The sequence below is a fragment of the Intestinimonas timonensis genome, assembly GCF_900626145.1.
GTDB lineage: Bacteria > Bacillota > Clostridia > Oscillospirales > Oscillospiraceae > Intestinimonas > Intestinimonas aquisgranensis.
This window is the reverse complement of the sequence record NZ_LR130816.1, coordinates 627,024-645,186: the sequence shown is the minus strand read 5'-3', so window position 1 is coordinate 645,186 and position 18,163 is coordinate 627,024. Positions and strand designations below refer to the sequence as shown.

Annotated in this window: 15 protein-coding genes and 1 pseudogene; 2 read left to right on the top strand and 14 right to left on the bottom strand. The window is 63.0% G+C overall.

Annotated features, from left to right (window positions below; translation table 11 throughout):
* Positions 1–64: 64 nt before the first annotated feature.
* From E0E29_RS03335 to E0E29_RS03300, 8 genes and pseudogenes are all read right to left on the bottom strand, one after another.
* Complete coding sequence (locus tag E0E29_RS03335; RefSeq protein ID WP_130848626.1) at positions 65–355, bottom strand: BMC domain-containing protein; 291 nt, start codon at positions 353–355, stop codon at positions 65–67.
* Positions 356–391: 36 nt separating this feature from the next.
* Complete coding sequence (eutC, locus tag E0E29_RS03330; protein WP_130848625.1) at positions 392–1,258, bottom strand: ethanolamine ammonia-lyase subunit EutC; 867 nt, start codon at positions 1,256–1,258, stop codon at positions 392–394.
* A 16-nt stretch (positions 1,259–1,274) separates the two neighbouring features.
* Positions 1,275–2,642, bottom strand: a complete 1,368-nt coding sequence (eutB, locus tag E0E29_RS03325; RefSeq protein ID WP_130848624.1) for an ethanolamine ammonia-lyase subunit EutB — start codon at positions 2,640–2,642, stop codon at positions 1,275–1,277.
* 161 nt (positions 2,643–2,803) lie between these two features.
* Positions 2,804–4,177 carry a sensor histidine kinase gene (locus E0E29_RS03320; protein ID WP_130848623.1) on the bottom strand — a complete coding sequence of 458 codons (1,374 nt, stop codon included), beginning with the start codon at positions 4,175–4,177 and terminating at the stop codon, positions 2,804–2,806.
* Positions 4,174–4,776, bottom strand: a complete 603-nt coding sequence (locus tag E0E29_RS03315; RefSeq protein ID WP_242622352.1) for an ANTAR domain-containing response regulator — start codon at positions 4,774–4,776, stop codon at positions 4,174–4,176. The genes E0E29_RS03320 and E0E29_RS03315 overlap by 4 nt, the downstream gene beginning before the upstream one ends.
* Positions 4,777–5,029: 253 nt before the next feature.
* Positions 5,030–6,836 (bottom strand): annotated as a pseudogene (locus tag E0E29_RS03310) (ABC transporter ATP-binding protein).
* A complete protein-coding gene (locus E0E29_RS03305) occupies positions 6,802–8,565 on the bottom strand; it encodes an ABC transporter ATP-binding protein (RefSeq protein ID WP_130848621.1) in 1,764 nt (587 codons plus the stop codon). The pseudogene E0E29_RS03310 and the gene E0E29_RS03305 overlap by 35 nt, the downstream one beginning before the upstream one ends.
* Positions 8,562–8,996, bottom strand: coding sequence for a MarR family winged helix-turn-helix transcriptional regulator (locus E0E29_RS03300; RefSeq protein ID WP_130848620.1), 435 nt, complete (start codon positions 8,994–8,996; stop codon positions 8,562–8,564). Before E0E29_RS03300 ends, E0E29_RS03305 begins: the two co-directional genes overlap by 4 nt.
* Positions 8,997–9,352: 356 nt before the next feature.
* Here E0E29_RS03300 and E0E29_RS03295 point away from each other — a divergent pair, with 356 nt between their 5' ends.
* Positions 9,353–10,285, top strand: coding sequence for a reverse transcriptase family protein (locus E0E29_RS03295; RefSeq protein WP_165449773.1), 933 nt, complete (start codon positions 9,353–9,355; stop codon positions 10,283–10,285).
* Positions 10,286–10,362: 77 nt separating this feature from the next.
* Here E0E29_RS03295 and E0E29_RS03290 read toward each other — a convergent pair whose 3' ends face one another.
* From E0E29_RS03290 to E0E29_RS03270, 5 genes are all read right to left on the bottom strand, one after another.
* A complete protein-coding gene (locus tag E0E29_RS03290; RefSeq protein ID WP_242622351.1) occupies positions 10,363–11,319 on the bottom strand; it encodes a carbohydrate kinase family protein in 957 nt (318 codons plus the stop codon).
* A 23-nt stretch (positions 11,320–11,342) separates the two neighbouring features.
* A complete protein-coding gene (locus E0E29_RS03285) occupies positions 11,343–12,029 on the bottom strand; it encodes a D-lyxose/D-mannose family sugar isomerase (RefSeq protein ID WP_130848618.1) in 687 nt (228 codons plus the stop codon).
* A gap of 89 nt (positions 12,030–12,118) precedes the next feature.
* On the bottom strand, positions 12,119–13,102 hold the full coding sequence (locus E0E29_RS03280) for a substrate-binding domain-containing protein (protein WP_130848617.1): 984 nt from the start codon (positions 13,100–13,102) through the stop codon (positions 12,119–12,121).
* Between the two features lie 67 nt (positions 13,103–13,169).
* Positions 13,170–14,183, bottom strand: a complete 1,014-nt coding sequence (locus E0E29_RS03275; RefSeq protein WP_130848616.1) for an ABC transporter permease — start codon at positions 14,181–14,183, stop codon at positions 13,170–13,172.
* Positions 14,184–14,188: 5 nt separating this feature from the next.
* The gene (locus E0E29_RS03270; RefSeq protein ID WP_130848615.1) at positions 14,189–15,712 is read right to left on the bottom strand and encodes a sugar ABC transporter ATP-binding protein; all 1,524 of its coding nucleotides are present in this window, start codon (positions 15,710–15,712) and stop codon (positions 14,189–14,191) included.
* Between the two features lie 368 nt (positions 15,713–16,080).
* Between E0E29_RS03270 and E0E29_RS03265 the strand changes: the two genes are divergently transcribed.
* Positions 16,081–16,950, top strand: coding sequence for an aldose 1-epimerase family protein (locus tag E0E29_RS03265; RefSeq protein WP_242622350.1), 870 nt, complete (start codon positions 16,081–16,083; stop codon positions 16,948–16,950).
* A gap of 95 nt (positions 16,951–17,045) precedes the next feature.
* Here the strand turns inward: E0E29_RS03265 and E0E29_RS03260 are convergent, their stop codons facing one another.
* Entirely contained in the window at positions 17,046–18,158 is a 1,113-nt protein-coding gene (locus E0E29_RS03260) for an ROK family protein (RefSeq protein ID WP_130848613.1), read from the bottom strand.
* Positions 18,159–18,163: the final 5 nt, after the last annotated feature.

The window sequence follows — 18,163 nt, the reverse complement described above, 5'->3', positions numbered from 1 at the left end:
CCTCTCTCCAGCCTTTTTATTCTATTTTATGGCTTTTTCTGAGTATTACCGTTTTCCAGCCATACTAAGCCTGGTGGTCCAGGCTGGGAAGAATGTACTCCACCTCCTGGTGGGGACGGGGGATCACGTGGACGCTCACCAGCTCACCCACCCGCTCGGCAGCGGCGGCACCGGCGTCGGTGGCGGCCTTGACGGCGCCCACATCGCCCCGTACCATAACGGTCACTAGGCCGCTGCCCACGTGGACCTTACCGATCAGGGTGACATTGGCGGACTTGACCATGGCGTCGGCGGCCTCGATGGAGCCCACCAGGCCGCGGGTCTCGATCATACCAAGGGCTTGTGTTCCGGTCATATTCATCTGCTCCTATTCAAACATAATGATGGATGCTCAAACCTTGAGGTCCAGGCCGGAGGCCTTTTCCTTGAGCATGCGCAGGCACAGCTCGGCGATGAAGGCGCCGGCCTCGGTGGGAGTGGTGCCGCCCCGGTGGATGTTGGAGACCACGGTACGGTTGGCCTCGGGGATACCAATATAGCCGCCGTAGGTCATGTAGGCGGACATGGACTCGCCGGTGGCCAGGCCGGGACGCTCGCCCAGGAGGATGACAGTGACCTTGGAACCCAGGGCCTCGGTAACGGCGTCCATGGCGCCCACCCGGCCATACTTGATGAAGAAGGGGGTACCCACGGCGACACCGGAGGCCTTGAGGCCCTGGAGGATGGCGGGGAGCACATCCTTGACGTTGGCGGAGACGGAGGTGCTGGAGAGGCCGTCGGAGACCACGATCTGGACGTCGGGGTTCAGAACACAGCGCTTTCTCAGCTCGGCCACAGTCTCATCGGAGAAGCGGCGGCCCAGATCGGGGCGGGTGAGGTAGGTGTCCTTGCTATCGCAGAGGGTCTGTACGGAGAAGAGTCCCGCATCCTCCAGCACCTGCTCGGGCACGTCGGTAAAGACGGCGTCCATGGCCACGGCGTGGTCGGCCCGGAAGCGGAGGAAGGTGTTGGTGCGGTACCGGGGACCGGCCCGCCAGACGCCCAGCCGGGCCACGGTCTGGGACCGCAGGAGGCGGTACTCCTCCTCGTTGGCGGGGTTGGGCACGTCGATGATCTTCCGGTAGTCCACGGCGGAGAGGTCGGGCACCTCACCGGGGTCCACCTTGGGACCGGCGGAGGGGGCTGTCGTCTTTCCCTCCTGGCCCACCAGTTCAGTGATAGTCTTCAGAATGATCTCTTGCAGTTGGGCTTCGTTCATGATTGCTCCCTCCTTCTCACTTCAGGAAAATGGACGCGTCGCCGGCCCGGGGGGTGAGACGACCGTTCTCGTCCATCAGGTCCATCTTCATCATCCACTTGTGGAACTCCGGGGCGGGCAGGCGGTGGGTGAGCTCCCGGAGGGTGGCGTCGTCGTGGAAGCTGGTGTCCTGATAGGAGAGCATCACGTCGTCGCCCACGGGCACGCCCATGTAGTAGTTGGCGCCGGCCATGGCCAGCAGGGCGGTGGCCATCTCCTGGTCGTCCTGGGTGATGGAGGTGTGGTTGGTGTAGCAGGGGGCCATGCCCATGGGCAGACCGATGAGCTTGCCCATGAAGTGGTCCTCCAGGTTGGCCCGGATCATCTCCTTGCCGTCATAGAGGGTCTCTGGGCCGATGAAGCCGGAGACGTTGTTGACCATGAAGGGGTTGAAGAAGCGGCCGAAGCCGTAGGTCCGGGCCTCCAGGGTCATCTCGTCCACGCCCTCGTCGGCACCGATGGACACCTCGGAGCCCTGGCCGGTCTCGAAATAGAGGAGGTTGGGACCGAGGCCGGTGCAGGACTCCCGGGCCAGGGCATAGGCCTCCTCCAGGAGGGCACGGTTGACGCCGAAGTTATCGTTGGCGGCCTGGGTGCCGGCGATGGACTGGAAGAACATGGACAGGGGAGCGCCGTTGCGGACAGCCTGCATCTGGGTGGTGATGTGGGAGAGGACGGTGATCTGGGTGGGGATGTCGTTCTTCCGCACCAGGTTCCACAGGCCGTCGGCGATGCGCTTGGTGGTCTCGGCGTCGTCGGTGACGGGGTTGATGCCCAGGCAGGCGTCGCCGGAGCCATAGGTCAGGCCCTCCATGACGCCCAGGAGGATGCTGGGCACGTCGTCGGTGGTGCTGTTGGTCTGGCAGCGGTAGGACAGGGTGCCGGGCAGACCGATCTGGGTGATGCACTTGGTGGGCCGGACGATCTTGCTGGCGCCGTAGACCAGGTCCATGGCGGACATGATCTTGGCCACGGCGGCCACCACCTCGCCGGTGAAGGCACGGCTGGCCCGGCAGAGCTCCTCGGTAGAGGTCCCGTGATCCAGGATCCACTCCCGCAGCTCACCGATGGTCATGTTCTTGAACCGCTCATACATGGGCTTGTTCAGGCCGTCGATGTTGACCCGGGTGACCTCGTCCTTTTCATAGGGGACGGTGGGGTTCTCGGTGAGGTCGCCCACGGTGAGCTCCGAGAGCACGATCTTAGCCGCCACCCGCTCGGTGGCGGTGGCCGCCGCGATGCCCTGGAAGCGGTCGGCGGACTTGGGCTCGTTGGCCTTGGCCAGCACATCCTTGATGTCCCGGAAGGCGAAACTGCTGCCGTTGAGGGTCGTCTTCAGTTTCATGTTTCGATACACCTCTTTTGAACAGATTCTGGCGTGGTCTCCCCCGCTTTGGCTGACAATGGGGAAAAATATGCAAAACAGCCCAGGGGCAGCGCTTCCGCTGTCCCTGGGCTGCGTCGCCCAGCGTATTCCCGCGCCGCCATAACCTCAGGTCGGTGCGGTTATTGTTCTAAGAAATCGAAGGTGATGCGGGTCCCCCCGCTGCCGCTGTCCACCTTCCACTCGCCCATGAGCTTCTCCCGGACGATGGTGGCGGCCAGCTCCAGCCCCATGCCACCCGGTCTCACGGCCTCCTGGCGGAAGCCCACACCGTTGTCCCCCACGGTGACCTTGCACAGGGGGCGGCCAGCCTGGAGCTGGATATCCACCTCACCCGCCGCTCCGGCGGGGAAGGCGTGCTTGAGGGCGTTCTGCACCAGCTCATTGACCACCAGGGCCACTGAGGCGGCGCAGTCGGCGGACACCGCTACGTCCTGGCCCCACACCCGTATGGTGATGCTTCTGGCCGGCGTCAGCAGGGTCTGGAAGGTATATTTGCGCACCTGCTCCAGCACCTGGAGGAGGGATACCTTCTCCGGCGATACCTGGACCACACCGTCCAAGGTAGCGGTGAGGGAGAGCAGGCGGTTGGCCGTATCCAGCAAAGCGGTCTGGATGGCAGTGGGGTCGTTGGTCTCATAGCTGCGGTTCCGGGTGATATTGGCGATCATCTGGAGGCTGTTTTTCATCCGGTGCCGCAGCTCCCGCAGAGCGGTCTTCTGAAAAGCCAGTTCCTGCTCCAGCCACCGCTGCCCGGTGAGATCGCGGATGATGAGGGCCCACCGGGCCGTGCCGCTGGTGACAGCCACCCGGCGGTACTGGAGGGTGCGGTTGACCACCGAGGACTCGTGCCACTGGCCGTCACATTCGGCCAGCGCCGCCGGCTGGATGTTGCTGCCCGGCATCCCCATCAGGTCACCGATATACCCCATGTCCCGATAGAGGGTACCGGCTGCCTGGTTGTAGCCGCAGACCGCCCCCTCCTGATTCAGAAAGATGACGGCCTCTCCCAGGCAGTCGGCCACACCGGCCCAATCCAGGCCGTCCTTTTCCCCGGCAGGGTGTTCCTCCTGCTGGGCCACCACCGCCTCCACAGCCATGGCGGGCTTTTCGTAGATGAGCACGGCGATGAGCCGTTCCTCGTAGAAGATGGGCTCCACCGACTGGACGATCCGCCGGTCCTCGGGCATGGAGACCGCCCGGACACCCACAGTGGGGACCTGGAGCCGGAAGGAGCGGTCCACCGCCGGCTCGTCCTGCCACTGGATCAGCATACCCAGGATGGTACTCTCATAGTTGGAGGGCACGGTCTGGGGCTTGGCTTCGCAGACCACGATAGCGGAGCGGCCGGTGGATGTGCGGCAGTCAATGAAAACGTCGGCCTCCTCAGCGTTGGCCAGAGCGGGCAGGAGGGCGTTGTAGGACTCGATGTGGGCGATCTCCCCGTCGGTGAGATCGGTATATTTTTGGCAGAGCATCCTGGTCGCACTGATCATGGCGCCCCTCCCAACTGCTCCACCAGGTAGCGCGCCACCTTGGCCATGGAGAGGTTCTTCCGGCGGCTGAGCTCCCGGATATAGCGGTAGGCCTCCTCCTCCGACATCCGTCTGGACTCCATGAGGAGGAGCTTGGCCCGGTCCACGGTCTCCCGCTCCCCCAGGCGCCGGTCCAGATTCCGCTGCTCCTTGCGCAGCAGATGGTATTCCCGGCTGCGGTACAGGCACACCTCCAGGGTGGGCAGGATCTTGTCCGGCTCAAAGGGCTTTGTCAGATAGCCGAAGGCTCCGGCCTCCTGGGCCTCCCGCACACTGTCCCGGTCGCTGAAGGCGGTGAGCATGACCACGCATTTGGCATACCCCTCCTCCAGGATCAGTCTGGCCGCACCGGTGCCGCTGAGTACCGGCATCTGGATGTCCAGCAGCGCTACGTCCGGCCGCAGCCGCTTGCAGCCCTCCACCGCGGCGGCGCCGTCGCTGGCGGCCCCCACCACCTGGTAGCCTGGGCATTGGGAAAAAAAGTGCTCTAAGGTCCGGCGTACGCACTCGTCATCATCGGCCAGGAAGAGCGTTGTGGTGCGTCTCTCCTTGGTGCTCACGTCCCGCACCTCGCTTTCTCCGTACCACCGCTCCCGGGTGCGGAGCCAGCAGACCCTTCTTTCTGAAAAAAGGGAGCATTTTGGAGCGCCAAACGGCGCTTCAAAATGCTCCCTACGCATCTGAAGTGGTCCGCCCCAACGGGAGCGGGGTACAGCAAACTTGCTACACCCGGCATAGTTTGCTTCTTGATTTATAAGCACATTATACAGAGACCGTCTCCCACTGTCAATCCCCAATTTGAACGGCGGAGCCTCAGGACAGCTCGAACATGCCGTGGTAGAGCTGGTAGTACTCGCCCTTCTGTTCCAGCAGGTCGTCGTGACTGCCCCGCTCCACGATCTGCCCCTGCTCCAGCACCATGATGGCGTTGGCGTTGCGGACGGTGGAGAGCCGGTGGGCGATGACAAAGACGGTCCGTCCCTCCATGAGCTGGTCCATACCCTTTTCGATAAGGGCCTCAGTGCGGGTGTCGATGGAGGAGGTGGCCTCATCCAGGATGAGGACGGGGGTCGGCCACGGCGGCCCGGGCAATAGCCAGCAGCTGCCGCTGGCCCTGGGAGAGGTTGGCGCCGTCGGCGGTGACCATGGTGTCATAGCCCTGGGGCAGGCGGCGTATGAAGGAGTCGGCGTTGGCGATGCGGGCGGCCTTCTCCACCTCCTCCATGGTGGCATCCAGCTTGCCGAAGCGGATGTTGTCGGCGATGGTGCCGGTGAAGAGGTGGGTATCCTGGAGGACCATGCCCAGAGAGCGGCGCAGATCGTCCTTTTTGATGTCCTTTACATCGATGCCGTCGTAGGTCACCGTTCCAGCCTGGACATCGTAGAACCGGTTAATGAGGTTGGTGATGGTGGTCTTGCCGGCGCCGGTGGAGCCCACGAAGGCGATCTTCTGTCCGGGCTTGGCGAAGAGGCTGATGTCCTTGAGGATGGGGTGGCCGGGGTCGTAGCCGAAAGTGACGTGGTCGAAGCGTACGTCTCCCCGCAGGGGCACGGAGGTGCCGTCTGGCTTGCGCCAGGACCAGCCGCCCTGGGGTTCCTTCACTAGCTCCACCTTGCCCTCGTCCACCTCTGCGGGCTGGTCCATGGCCTCAAAGACCCGCTCGGCACCGGCCAGGGCGGCCAGGAGGAAGTTGCTCTGCTGGGTGAACTGGTTGATGGGCATGGCGGCCTGGCGGACAAAAACCAGATAGCTGGCCAGACTGCCCACGTCGGTCATGCCCTTCATGGCCATGTAGCCGCCCAGAGCGGCCACGATGGCGTAGTTGATGTAGGAGATACTCACCACCGCCGGCACCATCGTGGCGGCGTAGCCCTGTGCGCCGGTACCAGCCCGGCGGAGGGCCTCGTTCTTCTCCCGGAAGCGGTGGAGGTTCTCCCCCTCGTGATTGAAGACCTTCACCACCTTCTGTCCTGCCACCATCTCCTCGATGTAGCCGTCCAGGTCGCCCAGGCTGGCCTGCTGCTTGCGGTAGTAGGCCTTGCTGCGCTTTCCGCTGTAACGGATGTAGAGGAACATGACCACATAGCACACCGCCACCACCAGGGTGAGCCGCCAGTTGAGGATGAAGAGCATGGTGAGGGTGCCCACCACCTGGATGAAGCTCTGGATGACCATGGCGAAGGAGTTGTTGAGGGCGTCGGAGATGGTGTCCACGTCGTTGGTGAAGTAGCTCATGATGTCGCCGTGGCGGCGGGTGTCGAAGAACCGGAGGGGCAGGGTCTGGAGGTGGGCGAAGAGGTCCCGGCGGATGTCGAAGAGGACCTTCTGGGCCGCCTTGACCATGGTCTGGGTGTAGCCCCAGGCGGAGAGGGCGCCGGCCAGATAGATGCAGGCGGTGAGGGCCACGCCCCTGAGGAGGGCCTTGACGCCGCCGGAGGCCAGGTTGTTGACCACGGGGCGGATCATGTAGGTACCCAGGAGGTTGCAGAGGGCGCTGACGGTGACCAGCACCGCCACCACCAGGAGGAGGTACTTGTGCCGTCCCATATAGGAGAGCAGGGTGCGCAGGGTGTAGGCCAGGTTTTTAGGCTTCTTGGCGCTGAGCTGTCGGGCCGCCATGGTCCTCCCCTCCTTTCATCTGGGATGCGTAGATCTCCTGGTAGATGGGGTCGGAGGCCAGGAGCTCTTCGTGGGTGCCGGTGGCGTGGATCCTGCCGTCCTCCAGGATGACGATGAGGTCGGTGTGCATCACGGAGGTCACCCGCTGGGCGATGATGATCTTGGTCACCCCTGTGAGCTTGGCCAGGGCGGCGCGGATCTTGCCCTCGGTGGCGGTGTCCACGGCGGAGGTGGAGTCGTCGAAGATGAGGATCTTGGGCTTTTTCAGCAGGGCCCGGGCGATGCACAGCCGCTGCTTCTGGCCGCCGGAGACGTTGACGCCCCCCTGGCCCAGATCGGCGTCCAGGCCGCCGGGCATCCGGGTGAGGAACTCGTCGGCGCAGGCCGCCCGGCAGGCCGCCCACAGCTCCTCGTCGGTGGCGTCGGGGTTGCCCCACTGGAGGTTCTCCCGCACGGTGCCGGAGAAGAGGACGTTCTTCTGGAGGACGATGCCCACGGCGTCCCGGAGGGCGGTGAGGTCGTAGTCCCGCACGTCGTATCCGCCCACCTTCACGGCGCCCTCGGTCACATCGTAGAGCCGTGGGATGAGCTGGACCAGGGTGGTCTTGGCCGAGCCGGTGCCCCCCAGGATGCCCACCGTCTGGCCGGCCCTAATGTGGAGGTCCACCCCGGAGAGGGCGTACTCCTTGGCGTCAGCGCGATATTTAAAGGAGACGCCTTCATAGTCCACGCTGCCGTCGGGCACGGTCCGGATGGGGTCGTCGGGGGAGGTGAGGACCACGTCCTCGTCCAGCACCTCGGCGATGCGGTGGGCACTGGCCAGGCTCCGGGTGAGGAGCAGGAATACATTGGAGATCATCATGAAGGAGTTCATCACCTGGAGGACGTAGCTCAGAAAGCCGGTGAGCTCGCCCACCTGCAATCCGCCGTCCAGGATCATACCGCCGCCGAACCACAGGATGAGGACGATAGCGGTATACATGGTGAACTGGAAGGCGGGCAGGTTGAGGACCGCCAGGTGGAAGGTGCGCTGGCTGGTGGCCATGAGCTCCTGGTTGACGCTCTGGAATTTGTCCTCCTCGTACTCCCCCCGGACGAAGGCCTTCACCGCCCGGATGGCGGTAAGGCCTTCCTGGACCACGTTGTTGAGACGGTCCACCGCCTTCTGAAGGCGGCCGTACATGGGGGCCACCTTGATGACCACCAGGAAAAGGATAATGGCCAAAATGGGGGCGCACACCAGGAAGATGAGGGCCAGCTCAGCGTTCATCCAGAAGGAGAGCCCCAGGCCCATGCCCAGCATCACGGGGCTGCGGACCAATGGACGCAGGCCGCCGTTGACAGCGTTCTGGAGCACCGTCACGTCGGTGGTCATGCGGGTGACCAGGGAGGCGGTCTCAAACCGGTCCAGGTTGGAGAAGGCGTAGCTCTGGACCTTCTCATACTGTGCCTCCCGGACCCGCGCACCCCAGCCGTAGGCCGCCCGGGCGGCAAACCTGGCGTAGAGGAGGCCGGTGATGAGGGCCAGCAGGGCGCATATGCCCATCTGGACCCCCTTTCCCACGATGTAGTGGAGGTCCCGGTTTTCCACGCCCACGTCGATGAGGTCGGCCATAAGCACCGGGATCACCAGCTCAAAGACGGTCTCGATAAAGACCAGCAGGGCCCCGATGGCCATGTCCCGCCGGTAGGGTCCCAGATAGGAGAGCAGACGCCGGAACTCTTTCACGTCTCCTCCCCCCTCTCCGTCTTCAGATTGCGGTAGGCCCGGCCCAGATAGTCGGCGAAGTGCGCGCGCTCCTCCGGAGTGAAGCCGGCGAGCATCCACTCCTCCATGTCGCGGCACCGCTCCTGCCAGGCTTCATAGGCCGCCTCCCCCGCCGGGGTGAGGGCGATGAGGTCCCGCCGCTTGTCCTGTTCGTCGGCCCGCCGGGTGACAAAGCCCCCCTTCTGAAGGCTGTCCAGCATCCGGCACACCGCCGCCGGGTCGATCTCAAAGTAGCCAGCCAGCTCCCGCTGTCCGCAGGGGCCGTTCTGCAGCAGATAGCCCAGCAGCTTGGGCTGTCCCGCCCCCAGGCCCAGCTCTCCCAAAGCCGGACGCAGGGCGTTCCGCTGGGCGTGGAAGGCCCGATAGAGCAGCATGTGGAAGGTACGTTCCATCCGTTCCGCCTCCAAATTGATATGTCAACCATTGATATATCAACTATTATAGTCCATCCACCTGCCCTGTCAACCCCGGCCTCGAAACAGGGATGGCTGCTTGACAGGCCGGGCCGGTCTGCTATAATGACTCTCAAGTCAGCACAGTGTCCGTCCTGCGGAGCGGCAGTCCCCGTCCCTTACCGGGCGCCGGCCGCGCGTCGCGGCCGGTCGGCAGCATCCCCGCGTATTCGCTGTGCTCAGGCGAGCCGCCTTGCGGTATTTCCGCACACCGGGGTGTGCAGACAGATACCGCCGCGGCGTTCGCCATACACATTTGTACCGCTTCGCAGGCGGGCAGAAGGGAGGAGAGCCGCTTGATCGTCTATCGGGAGCTCTCCTCCCTTGTGCATGACCTTGGGATCAGCGCCAGGACCCTTTATGCCGTCAGCAACGGGCTGGATCAGCATTACCGCCGGGCAGAACTGCCCAAGGCGGACGGAGGCGTACGGGCGCTCTCCGTCCCTGACCCTCTGCTCAAGCACATCCAGCGGCGCATCACCCAGGTGCTTCTGGTCCACATGCCCATCTCTCCCTGCGCTACCGCCTACCGGTATGGCGGCAGCGTTTTGGTCAACGCCGCCCCCCACGTCGGGCAGAGCGCCGTTCTCAGACTGGACATTCAGCGTTTTTTTGACAGCATCCGTTACACCTCGGTAAAGGAGGCCGCCTTCCCGGCGGATATCTACGCCGAGCCTCTGCGCATCCTGTTGGGCATGCTTTGCTATCACAGGGAGGGGCTTCCCCAGGGCGCGCCCAGCTCCCCGGCCATCAGCAACATCGTCATGGCCGACTTTGACGCCCAGGTCTCTGCCTGGTGCCGGGAACGGGGTCTCACTTACACCCGATACTGCGACGATATGACCTTCTCCGGCGCTCCCGTCCCGTCTGAGGTCGTCTCCTTCGTCTCAGACCGGCTGCGGCCTCTGGGGCTTTTCCTCAACAGGCGAAAGACCCGTTATCTCCCGTCGGACAGACGGCAGCTGGTAACGGGCATTGTGGTCAACCAGGCCCTCAATACCCCGGCAGAATACCGCCGGAAGCTACGGCAGGAGCTCCACTTCTGCCAAAGGTACGGCGTGGCCGCCCACATGGCCTGGCAGGGCCTTACCTGCAGTGAGGACGCCTATCTGGCCCGACTGCTGGGTCAGGTGAATTACGCCCTCCAGATCTCCCCCGGCCGTTCGGACCTGGAACAGGCCCGGGCCTGGCTGCGCGCGGGCGGCGGACGGACAGAGCCTCACACTTAAAAAACAAAGCACCCGCCGGGTCCATCCAGGCCCAGCGGGTGTTTCTTTGTGTCCGATTTTTCGCCCGTGCCCTACCTTTATTGCTGCGGCACTTCTGCCTCCAGCTCCTGGGCGGTGGGCATGGCAGGGATGGCTCCGCTGCGGGAGCAGGTCAGCGCGGCGGCCCGGTTGGCGAAGTCCAGCACTTCCTCCAGTTCGGCGGCCCCAAGCCCTTTCAAAGGCCCGGGCTGCCTGCGGCACAGGCGGCTGAGCACCGCCCCCAGGAAGGTATCTCCCGCGCCGTTGGTATCTGCCACCTGGACCTTTCTCCCCGGGACCCGCCCGGTGGTCTCCCCTAGGCGGTAAAAGGCACCCTCACTGCCCAGAGTAACCATGATTAGGGAGATGCCCAGCCTCTGGAGCCAGGCGGTCCCCTTCTCCAGGTCATCGGTGCCGGCCAGAAGCGGCAGCTCCTCCTCCGCGATCTTCAGTACATCCACCACGGGGAGGGGCTTTTTCATCCATTCCATCGCCTCCTCCCGGCTGCTCCAAAGGGCCTGGCGATAATTGGGGTCATAGCTCACCAGGGCCCCCATCTCATGGGCCTTCCGGGCTGCGTAGAGCGTGGCCTCCCTGGCGGTGGGCGCCGTCAGGCTCACGGCACCGCAGTGCAGAAAGATAGACTCCCGGATCAGCTCCAGGTCCACCTCCCCCTCGGTCAGACGGCTGTCGGCTCCGCGGACAAAGCGGAAGTCCCGTTCTCCGGTACCGTCTACCGACACAATAGCCATAGTAGTGGGGGCCTCATCCTTTCGGAGCCCCGACACATCCACTCCATTTTCACGGAGCACTTGGGTCAGGTAGGCCCCAAAGCCGTCCTCGCCCACCTTCCCAAGGAAGGCAGTCCTGGCCCCCAGCCGTGCGGCGGCAACCGCCGCATTGGCCGGCGCACCGCCCGGATTGGCCGCGAAAACAGGCACTCCATACTCGTTGACTCCGGTCTGGGTCAGATCGATCAGCACTTCTCCGATCGCAGTGATGTCCATTTGTGCCATGCTCTATCCCCTCCGGTCTCCGATCACTTTGCCGGCGGATACTCGTTGCACAGCAGCCGGTAGGGCGGCTCATCCTCCTCAATGGCGGGGAACCGGCCCAGCTTCTCATAAAAGCGGTTGTCGGTGTTGTCGTCATTGCACTGGCTGACCTCACCCAGCAGCACGGCGCCGGTGCCCGGCTCCACTTCAAAGTCGTGATAGAGGTAGGGGTAGATGGTGATGCTCTCGCCGGGGGTCAGCCGGACCTGGGTTCCGGCTGGCACCGTCCGGGTCTGACCGTCCACATGGACCTCCACCGGCTTCTCACGGTCCAGGTCGCCGTCGGGGGTGGAGTTATAGACCCGAATGAACACGTTGCCGCCGCCCCGGTTGATGATGTCCTCCGCCTTGGTCCAGTGGAAGTGCATGGGGGAGTACTGGCCCTCCCGGATGTAGAGGATCTTCTCGGCGTAGGTCTTGGGATACTTGTCCTTCATCTTCAGATTACCGTTGCGGATGGTGATGAGGGAAAAGCCCAGCTTGTCAAAGTTCCCCATGCCGTAGTCGGTGATGTCCCAGCCCAGCATGTTGTCCCGGATCTCGTCGTAGTCATGTCCTTTCTCCTGCCACTCCTCGGGGGTAAAGTGGCAGAAGGGCGGCAGGGAAAAGCGGTAGGCCGCCACCATGGCCTCCATCTCCTTCAGCGCCGCGTTGATCTCGCTTCGTTTCATGGCTGATACCTCCCATTTTTTATTTGTGGGGAAAGAATGCCGCCGCGGGGACACCGCGGCGGCATGGATAACATTGGAACTGGCTCTGATCAGGACAGGGTGTCCTTGGTCAGAACGGAGACGCCGGTGTCGACCACCTTGCCGCCCAGATCCTCACCGTCGAGCACCTGAACAGCGGCCTTCACGGCCTCGTAGCCCATGACATCGGGGTTCTGGGCCATAGTGGCCAGGATGTAGCCGTCCTCGATCAGGCCCAGGATGGCATCGGACTTATCGAAGCCGACGCAGATGGGAGCGCCCTCACCGGCGGCCTTGATGGCGTTGCCGGCGCCGGTGGTGGAGCCTTCGTTGGTGCCGAAGATACCCACGACGCCCTGGGTGATGTAGTTCTCAGCAATGGTCTGGCTCTTGGCGGCGTCGCCCTCGCCGTACTGGGTCTCCAGGACGGTGAAGTCGGTACCCTCAAAGACGGAGCGGAAGCCGGCCTCGCGCTTCAGAGTGGAGTCGGAAGCGGCGTTGGTGTTGATGATGCCGATGCTGCCGGAGGTGACACCCTGGGCCTCCAGCTCAGCCAGCAGGGTCTCACCGGCGATCTTGCCGGCGGCCTCGTTGTCGGTGGAGAAGGTAGCCTCAGCGTCCATATTGGCAGGGGAGTCCACATAGATGATCTTCACGCCGGCGTCCACAGCCTCCTGCAGGGCGGAGGTGATGGCGTCAGGGCCGTTGGCGGCCACGATGATGGCCTGGCAGCCGGCGGCCACGGCGTTGTTGACCTGCTCGATCTGCTGCGCGTCGTCCTTGGTGTTGGGGGCCATGTAGGTGACGGTGACGCCCAGCTCCTGGGCGGCCTTCTGGGCGCCCTCATTCAGGGTGACCCAGTGCTGGTCGATGGAGTCCATGGTAATGAGGGCGATGTTGTAGTTGGTGCCCTCGCTCTCGGTCCCGGAGGTGGTCTCGGCGGGAGCAGAACCGGTGGGAGCAGGCGTATCGGTTCCGCTGGTGGAGCCGCCGCAGCCGGCGAGCAGACCAAAGACCATCACCATGGAGCAGAGCAGTGCAATCATCTTTTTCATTTTCAGATCCTCCTTGTTTGTGTGTGATTTATAACAAGCGCCAGCGCGCTCATTACCGTCAAATGCTTCAGGCCTTGGCCTTCTTGGCGCCGATGCCCTGCCGGACCACCACGTCCACCAGCACGGCGGCCACAACGATGACGCCGATGACGATACGCTGCAGGCCCACAGGGGCGCCGATGATGCCCAGGCCGTTCTCCAGGGTCTGCCACACGCCGGCGCCGGCGAAGGTGCCCAGCAGCAGACCGGTGCCGCCCAGGGGGGAGACGCCGCCGATGACGCCGGCGGCCACGCCGTACATCTCATAGCTGGTGCCGGCCTCCATGTTGCCCATGCTGGCCTGGGCGCAGAGGATGAGGCCCACCACGAAGGCGCAGAAGGCGCTGATGAGATAAGACTTGGTCACGGTGGCGAAGACGTTGACGCCCGACAGCTTGGCCGCGTCCACATTGGAGCCGATGGCGTAGATGTGGCGTCCGGTCTTGGTCTTGCTCATCAGGAAGAAGACCACCAGGAAGATCAGGAAGGCGATCCAGAAGGCGTTGTAAATGCCCAGGGTCTTTCCGTAGTAGAAGAAGTTCTGGAATGCCTCACCGGCCTCCTTGCCGATACCGGAGGCGATGGCATCGGTGTTGCGGTTGCCGTTGACCATGTAGGCAGTGCCGCGGGCGCAGAACATGGTGCCCAGGGTGGCGATGAAGGGGGGCAGCTTGAACTTGCCCACCAGGATACCGTTGATGAGGCCGAAGAGCAGGCAGCAGACCAGCGCGGTCAGGACGGCCAGAGGGGCGGCAATGCCCTTGGACATCATGGTGGCGGAGATCATGGCGCTGGTGGCCACCACGGAACCGATGGAGAGGTCGATGTTGCCGGTGATGAGGATCACGCTCTGCCCGATACCGACCAGCAGGTACTTTGCCATGGACCGCAGCAGGTTCATCAGATTGCCCATGGTCAGAATCTGTGGATTGATGATGCCGAAGGCGATGTACAGCACGATCCAGCCCCCGAAGGCGATCATTGCCGCGCCCAGCCCCTGGGTCGCGCGAAGTTTGTTGGATCTCTGCGTGAGCGTATTCATAGGTTTTATTCCTCCTCTGCGGCAGCGACCGTAAATTTGTTTTCAAACTGGGTTGCCAGGGTCAGGATCTCACTCTGGGTGGTCTCCTTGGCCATGACCTCGCCGGTGATGCGCCCGTCGCACATGACGAGGATCCGGTCGGCGATGCCCATGACCTCCGGGAGCTCCGAGGAGACACAGATCACGGCGATGCCCTGCTGCTTGAGCTGGTTCATGATGTTGTAGATCTCGACCTTTGCAGCCACGTCGATGCCGCGGGTGGGCTCATCAAAAATGACCACCCGGGACTTCCGGGCCAGCCATTTGCCCACCACCACCTTCTGCTGGTTGCCGCCGGAAAGGGTGCTGGCGTTCACCTCCACACTGGGGGTCTTGATGCGCAGGTCGGCCACGGCCTTGTCGCACATCTCACTCTCCTTGCGGGAGCTGATGACGCCGAACTTGTTGCACAGCAGATCCAGATTGGGCAGGGCGATGTTCTTACGGATGGGCAGCTTGGTACACAGTCCGTCCTTCTTCCGGTCCTCCGGGATGAGCACCACGCCCGACTGGATGGATTGTCTGGGATTTTTGCAGGAGATGGGTTTTCCGTCCAGCAGGATTTCTCCGCTGGTTCTGGGGTCCACGCCGAAGATGGCCCGGGTGGTCTCGGTACGCCCGGCGCCCATCAGCCCGGCGATGCCCACGATCTCTCCGGCATAGACGCTGAAGCTGACGTCCCGGACCAGACGGCCCGCGTTGAGGTGGCGCACCTCAAAGACCTTCTCCCCTCTGGGGCATTCCACCCGGGGGAACTTCTCCTTGATCTCCCGGCCCACCATGTTGGTGATGATCTGGTCCATGGTCAGGTCCTGGAAGTTTGCCGTCATAATGTACTGGCCGTCCCGCATGATGGTGACCCGGTCCACGATGTGCTGGAGCTCCTCCAGCCGGTGGGAGATATAGACGATGCCGCAGCCGTCCTCCCGGAGCTTGCGGATGATGCGGAACAGCTCGTCGATCTCCTTGGCGGTCAAAGCCGAGGTGGGCTCATCCATGATGAGGATACGGGCCTTGATGGAGAGGGCCTTGGCGATCTCCACCATCTGCTGCTTGGACACGGGGAGGTCGCCTACCCGGTCTGTGGGGGATATGTCGATCTTCAGTTCCGACAAGATTTGTTCGGCGGCCTTTTCCATGGCCCGCTTGTCGACGCACAGCCCTCGCTGGATCTCCCGGCCCAGAAACATGTTCTCCGTTACCGTAAGGTGGGGACACATGTTCAGTTCCTGGTGAATGATGGCCACGCCCACCTGCTGAGCCTGTTTCGGCAAAAGATCTCCGTAGGGTTTTCCAAAGATATCCATTGTTCCGGCATCTCTGGTATAGACGCCGCTGAGGATCTTCATCAGCGTGGACTTTCCCGCGCCGTTTTCGCCCAGCAGGGCCATGACCTCACCGGAGCGCAGTTCAAACTGCACATTGTCCAGCGCTTTGACGCCGGGAAAATATTTGCAGATGCCATTCATTGAGACGATGGTCTCACCCATTCACTGTTCAACCCCTCTCTTGGTACTGGCGCAGCAAATGCCGCGGCGTCCGCTCCCCGCAGGCAGCAGCCTTTTCAACACCTGTTTTTCATTTATGTATACTATAAACGGTATTTCATATTTCGTCAAGTCAATTGACAAATATTTCGCCCTCCATCTCACATTTCCGATACATTTATATAAATATAAGGCTTTACTTTTGTTGATTATTTACGATAGTTTTACGATTTTTCCCCATTTTTAGCCTCCCGCGGTCCGGAGGCGCATCTTGCAAAACAAAAATAATTTTGTATAATGATACCAAACACCGAAGATATCCGCCGTCGGCGCGCCGGCGGCATCATCTGCTCAGTCAAGGAGTTGTCGTGATGTTTGAGATCAGAAACCGCTGCCTGACCGTGCGGGCAGCCGCCCGGGGCGCCGAGCTGCAGTCCATCCGCGGCGCCGACGGGACCGAATACCTCTGGCAGGGCGACCCCGCCTATTGGGAGGACCGGGCGCCCAATATCTTCCCCTATGTGGCGCGGCTGACGGAGGGACGCTACACCCTTGGAGGGCGGAGCTACTCCCTTCCCATCCACGGCTTCGCGCCCACGTCCATGTTTTCCTGCCGTCAGTGCGCAGAGGACCGGATGTGCTTCACCCTGGAGAGCACGCCTGAGTTGCTGACCACGTACCCCTTTTCCTTCCGTTTTTCCATTACCTATGCCCTGGAGGACGATCAGCTCCATGTGACTTTTACGGTGGAGAACCGTGGAGACGGGACCATGTACTTCGGCCTGGGAGGGCATCCCGGTATCCGGGTGCCCCTGGAGAAAGGGCTGGACTTTACCGACTATGTTCTGGAGTTCCCTCCCGACAGCGCCCCCTGGCGTGAGATCTTTTCTCCCGACTGTTTCCCCACCGGGGAGCGGCTGCCCTTCCCGCTGAGGAACCACGTCCTGCCACTGGAACACGGTCTTTTTGATGATGACGCCATCGTTCTTTCCCACGCCCCCTCCCAGGTGACGCTGCGCGCGCCCGGAGGTCGCCACGGGGTCACCCTCTTTACCGGCGGCCTGCCCTACCTGGGGCTGTGGCACCGTCCCCGCACCGACGCCCCCTATGTGTGTCTGGAACCCTGGTCCTCTCTGCCCTCCCGCAAAGGGATCGTGGAGGATCTGGCCACACAGCCGGATCTGCTGTCCCTGCCGGCGGGCAAGACCTTCGAGGTCACCTGGTCCCTGCACTGCTTTTAAAAAAGACGAGCCTTTGGAAACAGCTGTTTATGGCTGTTTCCAAAGGCTGAAAAGACCACCGGCGGTTCCGCAACAGCGGAACCGCCGGTGGTCTTTTATACCTCCAGGAACCTGGAAAATGCGATGTCGGCCGCGGCCACGACCTTGACGTCGCTGCGGAAATCCGCCGGCAGCACCTGGATGAACCGATTTTTTTGCAGCAGGCTCCGGCCCGCCAGCTCCAGGTCCAGATAGTCGGCCAGGATGGAGAAGCCGTAGCGGATATCGCCTGCCAGGTAGATGGTATCCACGTTGACCAGACTGACCATGTTGACAATCCCCGTGGCCAGATACATGGCCTCCCGCTGGATCAGCTTTTTGGCCTCCGGGTCGGTCCCGTAGGCGTCAATCAGGGAGGACCAGTCCGGGAAGGAGGTTCCCCGGAGCAGATTGGGAATGGAGGCGTAGGCCTCCAGGCACCCCCGGTTCCCGCACTCGCACAGCCGTCCGTCATACCGGATGGAGGCATGACCCAACTCGCAGTTGAAGTGCCGGGACCCGTAGAGAGGCTTCCCCCGGGTGACGATCCCGCCGCCGATGCCGCCCTGATCCACCAGCATCAGGAGGAAATCCTCGCTGGTGCCCAGCCGGTGCTGGTGCATGGCCAGGGCCATGGCATTGTTCTCCAGATAGGCCGGCAGAGAGAACCACTTGGAGAGCTTGGGCGCCACTTCCACACCGTGCCACTGGGGAAAGCGGGGCGGATTGAGGATAGCGCCTCGCTCCGAATCCAGAGGACCCGGGGAGCTGATCCCGATGCCCAGCACCCGGCTCCTGTCATGTTCCGCCAGCAGCCGCTCGATCTGGGCGATGACCTCGGCCAGAGGGTCTCCGTGGGCGGGCACCTTGCGGCAGACGACGGGGTCTCCGGAGAAGTCACACAGCCCCACCTCACAGACGTCGCGCTCCAGGCAGACGCTGATGGCATAATATTTGTCGGGGCAGATGGCAAGGGGGATCACACTGCGGCCCCGGCCCACGATCTCCGGCGCCAGCTCCCGGATCACACCGTCGGCCAGCAGCTCGTTGGCAATGAGCGAGGTAGCCGCCCTGGTCAGGCCGGTCAGCCTGGCCAGCTCCGCCCGGCTGGCCGGGTGGGACCGCAGCAGGCGCAAAACCACCTTGCGGTTATATTCCTTGGTGTACTCCGCGTTGCGTACCTTTGGCATAAGCC

What these genes read in the sequence shown, in the direction of transcription:
- E0E29_RS03275 (WP_130848616.1), bottom strand. Translation starts at nt 14,183, where the DNA reads ATGAATACGCTCACGCAGAGATCCAACAAACTTCGCGCGACCCAGGGG.
- eutB (WP_130848624.1), bottom strand. Translation starts at nt 2,642, where the DNA reads ATGAAACTGAAGACGACCCTCAACGGCAGCAGTTTCGCCTTCCGGGAC.
- E0E29_RS03260 (WP_130848613.1), bottom strand. Translation starts at nt 18,158, where the DNA reads ATGCCAAAGGTACGCAACGCGGAGTACACCAAGGAATATAACCGCAAG.
- E0E29_RS03280 (WP_130848617.1), bottom strand. Translation starts at nt 13,102, where the DNA reads ATGAAAAAGATGATTGCACTGCTCTGCTCCATGGTGATGGTCTTTGGT.
- E0E29_RS03270 (WP_130848615.1), bottom strand. Translation starts at nt 15,712, where the DNA reads ATGGGTGAGACCATCGTCTCAATGAATGGCATCTGCAAATATTTTCCC.
- E0E29_RS03300 (WP_130848620.1), bottom strand. Translation starts at nt 8,996, where the DNA reads ATGGAACGTACCTTCCACATGCTGCTCTATCGGGCCTTCCACGCCCAG.
- E0E29_RS03320 (WP_130848623.1), bottom strand. Translation starts at nt 4,177, where the DNA reads ATGATCAGTGCGACCAGGATGCTCTGCCAAAAATATACCGATCTCACC.
- E0E29_RS03290 (WP_242622351.1), bottom strand. Translation starts at nt 11,319, where the DNA reads ATGGCACAAATGGACATCACTGCGATCGGAGAAGTGCTGATCGATCTG.
- eutC (WP_130848625.1), bottom strand. Translation starts at nt 1,258, where the DNA reads ATGAACGAAGCCCAACTGCAAGAGATCATTCTGAAGACTATCACTGAA.
- E0E29_RS03335 (WP_130848626.1), bottom strand. Translation starts at nt 355, where the DNA reads ATGACCGGAACACAAGCCCTTGGTATGATCGAGACCCGCGGCCTGGTG.
- E0E29_RS03265 (WP_242622350.1), top strand. Translation starts at nt 16,081, where the DNA reads ATGTTTGAGATCAGAAACCGCTGCCTGACCGTGCGGGCAGCCGCCCGG.
- E0E29_RS03285 (WP_130848618.1), bottom strand. Translation starts at nt 12,029, where the DNA reads ATGAAACGAAGCGAGATCAACGCGGCGCTGAAGGAGATGGAGGCCATG.